At 70.3% G+C, this 13916-nt stretch carries 6 protein-coding genes; all 6 read left to right on the plus strand.

Going from position 1 to position 13916, the window contains the following annotated elements; genetic code table 11:
* The first annotated feature begins 108 nt into the window (after positions 1-108).
* The 6 genes from H958_RS0126515 (at position 109) to H958_RS0126540 (ending at position 13915) form a co-directional block, all read left to right on the plus strand.
* Entirely contained in the window at positions 109-7764 is a 7656-nt protein-coding gene (locus H958_RS0126515; RefSeq protein ID WP_196807585.1) for an OmpL47-type beta-barrel domain-containing protein, read from the plus strand.
* Between the two features lie 187 nt (positions 7765-7951).
* Positions 7952-9121: a Gfo/Idh/MocA family protein gene (locus H958_RS0126520; RefSeq protein ID WP_081686310.1), complete on the plus strand. Its 1170-nt coding sequence runs from the start codon at positions 7952-7954 to the stop codon at positions 9119-9121.
* Entirely contained in the window at positions 9114-10625 is a 1512-nt protein-coding gene (locus tag H958_RS0126525; protein ID WP_028060856.1) for a sugar ABC transporter ATP-binding protein, read from the plus strand. The genes H958_RS0126520 and H958_RS0126525 overlap by 8 nt, the downstream gene beginning before the upstream one ends.
* Positions 10622-11647, plus strand: coding sequence for an ABC transporter permease (locus tag H958_RS40600; protein ID WP_081686311.1), 1026 nt, complete (start codon positions 10622-10624; stop codon positions 11645-11647). The genes H958_RS0126525 and H958_RS40600 overlap by 4 nt, the downstream gene beginning before the upstream one ends.
* Positions 11647-12654 (plus strand): ABC transporter permease, encoded by a 1008-nt coding sequence (locus tag H958_RS40605; protein WP_051324854.1) that lies wholly within the window; start codon positions 11647-11649, stop codon positions 12652-12654. Before H958_RS40600 ends, H958_RS40605 begins: the two co-directional genes overlap by 1 nt.
* 31 nt (positions 12655-12685) lie before the next feature.
* On the plus strand, positions 12686-13915 hold the full coding sequence (locus tag H958_RS0126540) for a substrate-binding domain-containing protein (RefSeq protein WP_196807587.1): 1230 nt from the start codon (positions 12686-12688) through the stop codon (positions 13913-13915).
* Position 13916: the final 1 nt, after the last annotated feature.

A 13916-nucleotide genomic window follows, 5' to 3' on the forward strand; every position in this document is an offset into this window, starting at 1 on the left:
GCAGTTGTTCCGGGGCGTTGGGATGCCCCCGGGGGGAGGAGAAAGCGGATGGTCAATCCGAGTCCGTTCGGGGCGCCTCGGCGGCGTGCCGTTCTAGTGCTGGGCGCGGTGCTCGCCTTGGTGGCGGGGATGCTCGCGGCACCGAGCGCGCACGCCCAGGATCAGGGCAAGCGCGTCCTGCTCTACACCGGCACCACCGGTTACCGCCACACCGACGGCATCAACGGCGGCCGGCCCGTCGTGCAGAGCGCGCTCGAAGCGGTCGGCTTCACGGTCGACTGGGAGGACTGCAACGCCAACGGCGGCGCCGCGGGGAACTGCGACAACGCCGACAAGAACCCGCGCATCTTCACGGACGACAACCTCGCCCGCTACGACGCGATCGTTCTTCTCAACGCCTCCTCGGGTCCGCCGGGCCCGCTGTGGAACGACGCCCAGCGGGCGGCGATCGTCAAGTACGTCCAGAACGGCGGCGGCATCGCCGGCATCCACAACGCCACCGACATGGGCACGGGCCAGACCACCTGGGACTGGTGGGACGGCAACAACCCGAACTCGGTCGTCGGCACGACGATGAAGGGTCACGCCGCCACGAGCCTGTCGAACGTCGCGCAGGTCCAGGTCGAGGACAACAACCACCTCGCGACACGCGATCTCCCGGACACCTACGGCTTCGGCGACGAGCACTACAACTACAACCGCGACGTCCGCGGCGACCACCACGTGCTCGCCAACCTGGACGAGCGGACCTACACGCCGGGCGGCAACGCCATGGGCCAGGACCATCCGATCGCCTGGTGCAAGCTCTACGACGGCGACAACGTCAACGACAACACCGGCACGCCGAAGTCCTACAACGACGGCCGCACGTGGGTCACTGGCGAGGGCCACTTCGGCGCCTCCTACACCGAGAACGGCGGCAACAACAACCTCGTCAAGATGATCGTCGGCGGCGTCCGCTGGGTCGCGGGCGACGGCCGCAAGTCCGACTGCTCTGCCACGGTCTGGTCCTCCTACACCCGCACCGTGATCGTCCCCGACGCGAACAACCCGATCGGGATCGACGTCGCGAAGGACGGCAAGGTCTACTGGTCTGAGATCGGCAACCCGATCGGCCTTCAGTCGCAGGGCTACATCAAGATGTACGACCCGGCCAAGCCGGCCGGCAACAAGACGACGGTCGCGACGATCCTCACCCGCGCCGACCACGCCAACTCCGAGGACGGCGTCCTCGGCATGAGCCTGCAGCCGGGCTTCGACCTCAACGACCCGAACAAGCGCAACCTCTTCGTCTACTACTCGCCGCGGCCCGGTCCCAACGACAACTGGCCGACCTCGGGCAACGCGCAGACGGTGGGCTACAACCAGATCAGCCGCTTCACGCTCACCGCCGACGGCACGTCGGTCGTGCCGGGCTCCGAGCGCGTGATCATCAAGGTCCCCAAGTCCAAGATCTCGGGCAACCCGTCCGGCTTCCCCGGCGGCCCGCAGGACTCCGGCCCCGGCCACGTCGGCGGCGCCGGGCTCGACTTCGACTCGGCCGGCAACCTCTACCTCGGCATCGGCGACGACGTCTCGCCGAACGCTCCCGGCCACAACGGCTACACGCCGCTGGACTACCGCTCGCAGGAGCGCTGGGACGCCCGCAAGACGGCGGCCAACACGGCCGACCTGCGCGGCAAGATCATCCGCATCACGCCCAAGCAGGGGGACATCCCCTCGGGCACGGATCCCGGCGTCGCCGCGACGTACGACATCCCGGCGGGCAACATGTTCCCGGTCGGCACGGCGAAGACCCGGCCCGAGATCTACGCGATGGGCTTCCGCCAGCCGTTCACGGTCCACACGGACCCGGCGAACCCCGGCCTGATCGGCATGGGCGAGTACTGCCATGACAACAGCTCCAACGGCGTCAACCGGTCTCCGGCGGGCACCTGCGAGTGGAACCTGATCAGCAAGCCGGGCTTCTTCGGCTGGCCGTTCTGCATGGGCGACGACTCGCCGGCCAACACGAACTTCCGCTGGAACTACGCGAACCAGACGACGACCGGGCAGCAGTACGACTGCTCGCTGACCTCGCTGCCGTCGGACATCCGCTACGCGCCGGACGGGCAGACTCCCGTCAACCCGACGTTCGACGGTCTCGACACGCTCCCGGGCCCGGCCGTCCCCGCGACGATCTGGAAGAAGTACCCGGGTGCCTCGGGCGGCCAGAGCACGGCCGACTTCGGCGACCTCAACGCCGGCGGCATGCAGCCGATCACCGGCCCGATCTACCGCTATGACGACGCCAACGCCGGCCCGGGCGCCTTCCCGCGCTACTACGACGGCGCCTGGCTGATCAACAACCGCGGCGCCGACAACGGGTTCTGGAAGGAGGTCCAGCTCCGCAAGGACAACAACCAGGTGCTGCGCGTCAACGACTGGCTCCCGTACAACTCGGGCGCCACGTCGGCCGCGCAGAACGCGAGCCTGGTGATCGGCTCGCAGTTCGGCCCGGACGGCGAGCTGTATCTGGCGCGCTTCTCGGTCGGCTGCTGCCGCGGGAACACGAGCGCCTCCGACCAGACGCAGATCGTGAAGATCTCGTTCAACGTCCAGGACGAGTGCCTGACGGACACCAACGCGCCGAGCGTCTCGCACGAGGCGACCGGCCAGGCCTACCCCGGCCAGCCGAACACGTTCGTCAACTCGGCCTCGCTCAAGCTCACCGCGCAGGACTCAGGGTGCTCGGGGGTGAAGTCGATCGAGTACCGGGTCAACGGCGAGGCCGACTGGCACGCGTACACGAGTGCGGTCACGTTCAACGAGGCCAAGGACTATTCGGTCGAGTACCGCGCGACCGACCGCAAGGACAACGTCTCCGCGGTCAAGACGGCGACGTTCAAGGTGCTCGAGATCCATGACGAGACGGCGCCGACGGCGTCGGCCTCGACCTCGGGCAACAAGGACCAGCGCGACTACTTCGTCGGCTCCGCCAAGCTCACGCTGACGGCCGAGGACGACGCGACCGGCTCCGGCGTCGACAAGATCGAGTACCGCATCAATGGCGCCGCGTACCAGACCTACGGCGCGCCGGTGGACTTCACCGTCCCGGGCGTGTACTCGGTCGACTACCGCGCCACCGACAAGGTCAACAACACCTCGGCGGTCAAGACGATCACGTTCCGCGTGATCTCGGGCGCGGGCTGCCCGGCGACCCGCTCGGACGAGTTCAGCGGCACGACGCTCGGCTCGCAGTGGATCCGCCACACCCGCAACGGCGGCACGCCGGTGACGGGCGCGGGCGCGCTCTCGCTGTCCGGCGGCACGCTGAAGCTGCCGACCGCGGACTGGGAGCTGGACGCCGCCGCGGCCAACACGTCGGTCGGCCCGGTGAACTTCATCGGCCAGGACTTGGCGGCGCTCGGCTCCAGCTGGACCGCCGAGACGGAGTTCACCGTGCAGTTCAACGGCGGCTGGCAGAACGTCGGCATGATCGTGTGGAACGGGGACAACAACTTCTTCCGCACGTCGATCACGCACAGCCTCAGCGCGGACAACATCTACACCGAGCAGTCCAAGGACAACCCGACGACCGCCGAGGGCTCTCGCGCCCAGAGCGGCAACAACGCCACGATCCTGCCGAACGACTCGCAGCCGGTCACCGTCCGGATGCGGATGGCCCGCGTCAGCGGCTCCGACAACGTCACGGCGCAGTACCGGATCATGGCCCCGGCGAGCGTGGCTTCGCCGGACTGGGTCAACTACGGCTCGAGCGGCAACTGGACGCTGGACCTCAACCCGGCCGGCGGCCCGCGCCGCGACGCGGCCGGATCGCGGATCGGCATCATCGCCCAGTCGAACTTCCCGGGTTCGACGGGCGCCGGCGCCTACCAGGGCACGCCGGCGGTCGCCGAGGTGAACTACTTCCGGGTCACCCCGGATCCGGTCACCTGCGAGACGGACGCCCCGACCACGACGGCCACGCTGCAGCCGGCCGCCCCGGCGTCGGGCGACACCTACGACACCGCGGTCAACGTGAACCTGTCCGCGACCGACGGCGGCGCCGGCTCGGCCGGCGTCGAGAAGACCGAGTACCGCGTCACCACCAACGGGACCGCGGGCGACTGGCAGACGCTGACCAACGGCAACGCCGACAGCCCGTTCAACAACCGGGTCACGATCTCCAACAGCGGCACCCACCTCGTCGAGTTCCGCTCGACGGACAAGGCGGCGAACGTGGAGGCGACCAAGTCGGTCACCTTCAAGATCCAGCTGCCGGTGTGCGACCGCTCGGACGAGTTCGACGGGACCGAGCTGCGCTCGCAGTGGATCCGTCACACCCGCAACGGCGGCACGCCGACCACGGGCTCGCGAGCCCCGACGGTGTCGGGCGGCTTCCTCAACCTGCCGACCAACGACTTCGAGATCGACGCGTCCAACGCGCAGACCTCGGTCGGCCCGATCAACTTCCTCGGCCAGGACCTGCCCGCGCTGGGCGACAACTGGACCGCGGAGACGCAGTTCACCGTGCAGCTCAACGGCGGCTGGCAGAACGTCGGCCTGATCGTGTGGAACGGGGACAACAACTTCTTCCGCTCCACGCTGACGCACGACCTCGGAAGCTCGCGGATCTTCGTCGAGCAGTCCAAGGACAACCCCACCACGACCGAGGGCTCGCGGGTGGCCGGCACCAGCAGCCAGATCCTCGCGACCAACACCGGCCCGGTGACGATCAAGATGCGCTACACGCGTGCGTCCGGGTCCAACACCGTGACCTCGCAGTACCAGATCCTGGCGCCGGCCGGCGCGGCGACGTCAGGCTGGGTCGACTTCCCGACCGTCAACGGCGGGCTCGACCTCAACCCGTCGGGCGGCCCGCGCCGTGACGCGGCGGGCTCGCGGATCGGCCTCCTCGCCCAGGACAACTGGCCGGGCCAGGGCGGGACGTACCCGTACCCCGGGACGCCGGCGGTCGCGAAGGTCGACTACTTCCGGGTCACCCCGGACAACTGCCCCTCGGGCAACGACACCGCGGCGCCGGCGACGACCGCCACGGCGGCCCCGGCCGCGCCGAACGGCAGCAACGGCTGGTACACGTCGGACGTCAGCGTGACGCTCGCGGGCAACGACGGCACCGGCTCCGGCATCGACAAGACCGAGTACAAGGTCGACGGCGGCGCCTTCGCCGCCTACTCGGCCCCGATCGCGGTCACGACCGCCGGCAGCCACACGATCGAGTTCCGCTCGACCGACAAGGCCGGCAACGTCGAGGCGACCAAGACCCTGACGGTCAAGATCGACAAGGCCGCGCCGACCACGACGGCGGCGCTCGAGCCGGCGTCGCCCGGCGCGGGCGGCACCTACACCGGCCCGGTCGGCCTCACGCTGACCGCGACCGACCCGGTCTCCGGCGTCGCCAAGACCGAGTACCAGGTCAACGCCCCGTCCGCGTTCGGCGCGTTCGGCGCGCCGGCGCTGAAGACGGCGGCGGCCGGCTGGATGACCTACGACCCGGCCAACAAGCCGTCGTTCACGGGCGCCGGCGCCTACACCGTCGACTACCGCTCGACGGACGCCGCCGGCAACGTGGAGACCGCCAAGTCGGTGTCCTTCACGATCGCCTCGGCGAGCACGGATCAGACCGCCCCGGTCACCACCGGGACGCTCGATCCCGCGACGCCCGGCCCGGGCCACACGTACTCCGGGCCGGTCGACGTGAAGCTGTCGGCGACCGATCCCGCCGCGTCGGGACCGGCCGCGAAGACGGTCGACATCGACGCGTCGGGCGACCGCTGGGCCCCGAGCACGGCGACGCTGAACAACGGCGACAAGATCACCTGGCACTTCGGTGAGCTGGCCAACTTCCCGCACGACGTGTGGGTGCTGGCCCCGGGCGGCAACCCGAACCCGACCGGCGGCGACCTCGCGCAGGTCACCGACGGGATCAAGTTCCCGGGTGACGCTCCGGTGTCCAAGACGTTCACGCAGAACGGCACGTGGACGTGGCTGTGCAAGATCCACTCCGTCTACAGCGGCGGCACGTGGACCGGCATGGTCGGCACCGCCACCGTGTCGCCGGCCGCGGGCGGCGACGCGCCGTCCGGCGTCGACTACACCGAGTACCGCGTGAAGACCGGCTCGACCCAGGGCGACTGGGTCAAGAAGGCCAACACCGGCGGCGCGAGCCCGTTCGAGAGCACGATCACCGTGTCCGGCGACGGCGACCACACCGTCGAGTACCGCTCGGTCGACAAGGCCGGCAACGTGGAGGCGACGAAGTCGATCGCCTTCAGCATCGACACGCCTGACCCGGGCTTCCCGGTGATCAAGGCGGCCGCCGACCCGGCCTCCGGCGCGGCGCCGCTGCTGGTGCGCTTCTCCGCCAGCGGCTACGACCCGGACGGCGGCTCGCTCACCTACAAGTGGGCGTTCGAGAACGGCGGCGCGGCGGGCAGCAACGTGTCGCGCACCTACACCAAGCCGGGCACCTACAAGGCGACGGTGACGGCGACCGACGACGAGGGCGACAAGACCTCGGCCGAGGTCACAGTCACCGTGACGGCTCCGGGCGTCGTCCCGCCGACCGTCGAGGCGAGCTCGGACGTGTCCTCCGGCAACGCCCCGCTGCCCGTGCAGTTCACCGCGGTGGGCAACGATCCGGACGGCCCTGCGGCCGGCCTCACATACGCGTGGGACTTCGGCGACGGCGGCACGTCGCTGGAGCAGAACCCGGCCCACAGGTACATGACCCCGGGCACCTACACGGCGAAGGTCACGGTCACCGACGGCAGCGGCGCCGGCGGCACCGACACCGTCCAGGTCGTCGTGGGCGACCCGCCCGGCAACCTGGCGCCGGCGGTCGAGGCCTTCGCGGACCCGTCGTCGGATGTCACGGCGCCGGTGGAGGTGACGTTCACCACCGAGGCCAGCGATCCGGACGACGACACGCTGACGTTCGAGTGGGACTTCGACGACGGCAGCGCCAAGGGCTCCGGCGCGTCGGCGAAGCACACGTACACCCGCGCGGGCACCTACGACGCCAAGGTCACGGCGTCCGACGGCCACGGCGGCACGGCCACCTCGGTGGTGACCGTCGTCGTCGGCGACCCGCCGGGCAACCAGGCCCCGTCGGTCCAGGTCGCCGCCGATCCGACGTCGGGCACGTCGCCGCTGACGGTCCGGTTCAGCTCGCATGCGAGCGATCCGGAGGGCGCGGGCCTGATCTACGAGTGGGTGTTCGGTGACGGCGGCTACGCCGTCGGCGCCACCGCGACCCACACGTACACCACGCCGGGCGTCTACACGGCGACGCTGACCGTGACCGACCCGAAGGGCGCCTCGGCGTCCGCCACGGTCCAGGTCACGGTGACGGCCGTCCAGGGCGGCGGCGGCAACGGCGGCGGCGACGGCGCGCCCCCGGCACCCAAGCAGGCGGCGTGGTTCGGCGTGACCAAGCCGGCCGCCTCGACGGTCGCGACGTTCACCAAGCGCGGCATGGCGGTGCGGGTGACCTGCACCGAGACGATGTCGGGCTCGGCGACCCTGAAGGTCACGCGCGCGCTCATGCGCAAGCTGCGCCTGAAGAGCACCACGCTGGCCACGGGCACGGTCAAGTGCGCCGCCGGCAGCAAGACGGTGACGCTGAAGCCGTCGAAGAAGGTCAAGCGCGCGCTCGCCGCGGCGAGCGGCTCGGTCAAGGCGACGCTTGACGTTCGGTTGAAGGCGGCGGGTGGGACGGCGAAGTCGTCGACCCGCACGGTGACGCTCAAGCGGCGCTAGCGATCACTGCGCAGGCGGTCGGCTCTTGGTCAGAGCCGGCCGCCTGCGGTGCCGTTGTCATCGGGGACTTATGACGTAACTGGTGCCGAAGCAGTTCGGCCCGAAGAATGAGTGGACCTAAACCTTCGGTACGCAGCGAGGCTTTTGCTTGACACGGTTCAAAAGGGTGCGGTACGGTGACGCATCTATGGAGGAGAGAAGTGTGAGCGCGGCCGGCGCCGTCGTCGTCGGACGGCGAGCGCCGGTTCAGGTCGCGATCGTGGGCGCCGGGTTCATCGGCGCCGTCCACGCCCGCTCGGCGCGCCTCGCAGGGGCGCGGATCGTGGGCGTGACGGCATCGACGCCCGAGCGGTCCGAGGAAGCGGCCGGGCGCTTGGGCGCGGTCCGCGCATACGACGTCGCGGAGGAGCTGGTCACCGCGCCGGAGGTGGACGTCGTGCACCTGTGCACCCCGAACCACCTGCACGCCCCGCTCGCGCTGGCCGCGCTGGCCGCCGGCAAGCACGTGGTGTGCGAGAAGCCGCTCGCGGTCGACGCGGTGCAGGCGGCCGAGCTCGGCACCGCGGCCGCGGCGTCCGGCCGGGTCGCGACCGTGCCGTTCGTCTATCGCTACCACCCGATGGTGCTCGAGGCTCGCGCGCGGGTCGCCGCGGGTGAGCTCGGAGCCGTCCGGCTGGTGCACGGCGGCTACCTGCAGGACTGGCTTTCCACTCCGGAGGACGACAGCTGGCGCGTCGATCCGGAGCTCGGCGGCGCCTCGCGCGCGTTCGCCGACATCGGCTCGCACTGGTGCGACCTCGCCGAGTTCATCACCGGCGACCGGATCGCCGCCGTCTGCGCCCAGAGCGCGACGGTCGTGCCCGAGCGCGCGCAGCGCGCCGGGGCGCGTCCGTTCCAGGGCGGCGGCGACGCCGCCGAGCGGCGCCCCGTCAGCACCGAGGACCTCGTGGTGATGCTCTTCCGCACCGAGGGCGGCGTGCTGGGGACGATGCTCGTCAGCCAGGTCTCGCCGGGGCGCAAGAACCACCTGCACATCGAAGTCGGCTGCGAGCTCGCGAGCGTGCGCTTCGAGCAGGAGCGTCCGGAGACGCTGTGGCTGGGCCGCCGCGAGCGCACCGAGGAGCTGTGGCGGGACCCAGCGCACCTGAGCCCGTCGGCGGCGCGGCACGCGATCGTGCCGGTCGGTCATCCGCAGGGCTACCTCGAGTGCTTCGACGCCTTCGTCGCCGACACGTACGCCGCGATCGGCGGCGCCGATCCCGACGGGCTGCCGCGCTTCGCCGCCGGCGTGCGGCAGGCGCACGTCACGGCGGCGGTGCTCGTGTCCGCGGAGAGGGGGGAGTGGGTGGATGTCTGAGGTGGGCGGCGCGCCGATGCTCGAGATGCGCGACATCGCCAAGAGCTTCGTCGGCGTCGAGGTGCTGCACGGGGTGGACCTCGACCTGCACGCCGGCGAGGTCCACGCGATCGTGGGCGAGAACGGCGCCGGCAAGTCGACGCTGATGAAGATCCTCGCCGGGGTCTATCAGCCCGACCGCGGGACCATCCGGATCGACGGCGCCGAGCAGACCTTCACGCATCCCGCCCAGGCGCAGGCCGCCGGCGTCGGGATCGTCTACCAGGAGTTCAACCTGCTGCCCGAGCGCAACGTGGCGGAGAACGTGTTCGTCGGCCGCGAGCCGGTCAAGCGCGGGATCATCGACCGCCGGGCGATGGAGCGCTCCACGGCCGCGCTGCTCGAGGAGGTCGGCGAGACCAGCTTCGGCCCGCGCACCCCGGTGCGGCGCCTGTCGGTCGCGCAGCAGCAGGTGGTCGAGATCATCAAGGCCCGCTCGCTCGACGCGCGCATGCTCGTGCTCGACGAGCCGACCGCCGCGCTCGCCGAGAGCGAGGTCGAGCTGCTGTTCACGCTCGTGCGCCGCCTGCAGGAGCGCGGCATCGGCATTCTCTACATCTCGCACCGCCTGCGCGAGGTGTTCGCGCTGGCGGACCGCATCACGGTGCTCAAGGACGGCGGGCTGGTGAAGACGCTGCCGACGGGCGAGACCGACTCGCGCGGGCTCGTGCGCCTGATGGTCGGGCGCGAGCTGGACGGCTACTTCCCGCCGCGCGGCACGCCCGAGGAGCTCGGTGACGTGCGGCTGGAGACCAAGGACCTCAACACCGCGCTGCTGCGCGACGTCAGCATCACGGTCCGCGCCGGCGAGATCGTCGGTCTGGCCGGGCTTCAGGGCTCGGGGCGCACGGAGCTGGCGCGAGCGATCTTCGGCGCCGATCCGGTCGCCTCCGGCTCCGTGCTCGTCGACGGCAAGCCGGTGCGCTTGCGCACGCCACGCGCCGCGATCCGCGCCGGGCTCGGGTTCATCACCGAGGACCGCAAGCTCGAGGGCCTGGCGCTCGCGCAGTCGATCGGCGACAACATGATGCTCGCGGTGCGCACGGTGATCCCGGCGCGCAAGCGGCGCTCCAGCGAGGGCCTGATGAGCGTCAAGGAGCTCGCCGCGGTGACCGAGCTGCGCGCCCGCGGTCCCGAGCAGGAGGTGCGCTTTCTCTCCGGCGGCAACCAGCAGAAGGTCGTGCTCGCCAAGTGGCTCGAGACGCGGCCGCAGATCCTGATCTTCGACGAGCCGACGCGCGGCATCGACGTCGGAGCCAAGGCCGGAATCCACGACCTGATCCGCAAGCTCGCGCGCGAAGGCGTCGCGGTGCTGATGATCTCGTCCGAGCTGCCGGAGCTGATCGGGATGAGCGACCGCATCCTCGTCATGCACGAGGGCACGCTGGCCGGCGAGCTGCCGGCGGGCGCGGGCGAGTCGGACATCATGGAGCTGGCGACCGGATACACGGAGAGGGCCGCATGACCGTGGTCGACCCATCGGGCACCGCCGCCGAACCGGGACGGCGCGCGCGCACCCTCGCCGGCTGGCGGGTGGGCGTGCTCGCGTCGCCCGCGGCGCCGGTGTACGGCGCGCTGATCGGCATCTTCGTCATCGCCTGGATCGTCGTGACGATCCACGGCGGGACCTTCCTGACGGTCCCGAACGTCGTGAACATGCTCCAGCGCTCGGTCGCGCTGGGCATCATGGCGGCGGGCCAGACGATCGTGATCATGCTCGGCTCGCTCGACCTCTCGGTCGCGCAGGTCATCAGCCTCGCCTCGCTGCTCGGCGCGACGACGATGGACGGGCAGGACGCCAACGTGCTGCCGGCGATCATGCTCGTGCTCGGCGCCGGCGTCGTGATCGGCCTCGCCAACGGCCTGATCATCACCAAGCTGCGCGTGAACGCGTTCATCGCGACGCTCGGCACGTCGCTGATCATCAAGGGCCTGATCGACAACCGCTGGGACGGCCCGGCGGGCTCGGTGCCCAAGAGCTTCGAGGACCTCGGCTACACGCGCTTCGGCGTGCTGCCGCTGTCGATCTTCCTGTTCGCCGCGGTCGTCCTCGTGATCTGGTTCATCCTGCGCTACACGCGCTTCGGCTACCGCATCTACGCGGTCGGCGGCAGCGAGGACGTGTCCAAGCTGTCCGGCCTGCGCACGCATCGCACGATCATCGCCGCGCATGTGATCTGCTCGCTCGCCGCCGTGATCACCGGCCTGTTCCTCGCCAGCCGGCTCGGCGCCGGGACGCCGACGGTCGGTCCCGACGGCGGCTACGACCTCGAGTCGATCGCCGCGGTCGTGCTCGGCGGCACCGCGTTGATGGGCGGTCGCGGCGGCGTGATCGGAACGGTCGGCGGCGTGTTCATCCTCGCCGTCCTCGACAACACGTTCAACCAGCTCGAGCTCAACGCGTTCCTCAAGGACGTCGTGCGCGGGCTGATCATCATCGCCGCCGTCGCGGTCTACGCGCGGCGCAAGCTGGGGGAGAAGGACTGATGAGCGCCGAGACCGCAAGCTCCGCGCGCGCCTTCGAGTCCGAGGGCGGCGCGCGCCGGTTCATCAGCTCGCTGCTGAGCACCGGGACGATCTTCCTGATCCTGCTCGTGCTGTGGATCTGGATCGCGATCCTGAACCCGCACTTCTTCGAGCCGGGCCCGTTCCTGGCCTACCTGAAGCGCTCGGCGCCGCTGGTGATCCTCGCCGCCGGCTCGTACTTCGTGCTGATCAGCGGCGGCTTCGACCTCTCGGTCGGCTCGATCGTGACGGTGACCGTGGTGGTCGCGGCGCGGCTGATCGACGGCGACCCGTCGAAGGCCTGGCCGGTGATCGTGCTGCTGCTGCTCATCGGCGCGGCCGTCGGCCTGTTCAACGGCTTCGTCTCGACGATCCTGCGCGTGCCGTCGTTCATCACGACGCTCGGCATGCTGCTGATCCTCAGAGGAGCCGTGTTCCTGTGGACGGGCGGATCGCCGAAGGGCGCCCTGTCTGACAACTTCCGGTCGATCGGCCGCCAGGGCATCGACGACGTCCCGGTGATCGACCAGCTGCCGTGGTCGGTGCTGCTGATGTTCGCGATCGGCGGCGCGGCGGTGTGGCTCGTGCGCGCCGACTACGGGCGCCAGCTGCTCGCCACCGGCGACAACGACCTCGCCGCGCGCCTGTCCGGCGTGCGCGTGGACCGCGTGCGGATCGCCGCGTTCGTGATCTCAGGGACGCTGGCCGCGCTCGCGGGAATCTTGCTCGGCGGCTTCGCCGGGGTCTCAGCGCAGGTCGGTCAAGGCCTGGAGTTCGATGCCATCACCGCCTGCGTGCTGGGCGGTGTCGTGCTCGGCGGCGGCCGCGGGTCGGTCGTGGCCGCCATGGCCGGCGCGCTCACGCTGGAAGCGCTGTTCACCTGGCTCAACCTGCAGGGCATCTCAGGTGCGCTGGAGGACACCGTTCAGGGCGTGATCATCATCGCCGCGGTCGCATTCGCCGCCTATCGGCTCCGCGGCGCCCGATGACCCAGTCGTAACCACCAGAGGAGGAACACGGATGACGTGGAGGAGGATGGCGGGGCCGCTGGCCCTGCTGGCGTGCGCGGCCACGGTCGCGGCGTGCGGTACGACGGACGACAAGTCGTCCGACAGCGCGACCTCGGGCGACAGCTCGAAGCCGGCGGCGTCGGCGACGAAGTCGAGCACCGGCGAGCAGTCGAAGTTCTTCAACCAGGCCGACTACGACAAGCAGCTGGCCCAGCGCACCGCGACGCCCGAGGGCCCGTCCGACAAGCCGTGGCTGCAGATGATCGACCCGCAGATGATCGACACGTCGAAGTACAAGGCCAAGAGCGGCTCCGGCTGGAACGTCTGCTTCTCGAACGCCGCGAGCGACAACCCGTGGCGCCAGAACGGCCTCACCACCATGAAGCAGGAGGCGGCCAACACGAAGGAGATCGGCAAGTTCACGGTCGTGGACGCCGAGGCCAAGGACGACAAGCAGATCTCCGACATCGAGGCGATGGTCTCGGGCGGGAAGTGCGACATCATCCTGATCGCGCCGAACACCACGGCGACGCTGACGCCGGCCGTCGAGGCCGCGTGCAAGAGCGACGTGCCGGTGATCGTCTTCGACCGCGGCGTCCAGACCGACTGCCCGGTCACGTTCCTGCACCCGATCGGCGGCTACGCCTACGGTGCTGACGCGGCCGAGTTCCTGCGCAACAAGGTCAAGAAGGGCGGCAAGATCCTCGCCCTGCGGATCCTGCCGGGCGTCGATGTGCTCGAGACCCGCTGGTCGGGCGCCAAGGGCATCTTCGACAAGGCCGGGCTGAACGTCGTGGGCGTTGAGTTCACCGACGGCGACGCGGCCAAGACGAAGTCGATCGTGTCCGACTACATCCAGCGCGAGGGCTCGCTCGACGGCGTCTGGATGGACGCCGGCGCCACCGCCGTCGCGGCGGTGGAAGCGTTCGAGGACGCCGGCCAGGACGTCCCGCCGATCACCGGCGAGGACCAGAACGACTTCCTCATGAAGTGGAAGGATCAGGGCCTCACGGCCATCGCCCCGACCTACTCGAACTTCCAGTGGCGCACGGCGATCATCGCCGCCACGAAGATCCTGAAGGGCGAGCAGGTTCCGAAGGAGTGGATCCTGCCGCAGCCGGTCGTGACGCAGGACAACCTCGACCAGAACGTCAAGCCGAAGATGCCGCCGCTGTACTACGCGAACTGCGGCTGCGAGGACATGCCGGGCTGGCCCGAGAAGTGGGGCGGGAAGCAGTAGC

This window comes from Candidatus Solirubrobacter pratensis (assembly GCF_000425945.1).
In the GTDB taxonomy this organism is placed as follows: Bacteria; Actinomycetota; Thermoleophilia; order Solirubrobacterales; family Solirubrobacteraceae; genus Solirubrobacter; species Solirubrobacter pratensis.

Excerpts from the sequence above, each read along its gene's own strand:
- H958_RS0126520 (WP_081686310.1), top strand. The coding sequence starts at position 7,952 with ATGGAGGAGAGAAGTGTGAGCGCGGCCGGCGCCGTCGTCGTCGGACGG.
- H958_RS0126525 (WP_028060856.1), top strand. The coding sequence starts at position 9,114 with ATGTCTGAGGTGGGCGGCGCGCCGATGCTCGAGATGCGCGACATCGCC.
- H958_RS40600 (WP_081686311.1), top strand. The coding sequence starts at position 10,622 with ATGACCGTGGTCGACCCATCGGGCACCGCCGCCGAACCGGGACGGCGC.
- H958_RS40605 (WP_051324854.1), top strand. The coding sequence starts at position 11,647 with ATGAGCGCCGAGACCGCAAGCTCCGCGCGCGCCTTCGAGTCCGAGGGC.
- H958_RS0126540 (WP_196807587.1), top strand. The coding sequence starts at position 12,686 with ATGACGTGGAGGAGGATGGCGGGGCCGCTGGCCCTGCTGGCGTGCGCG.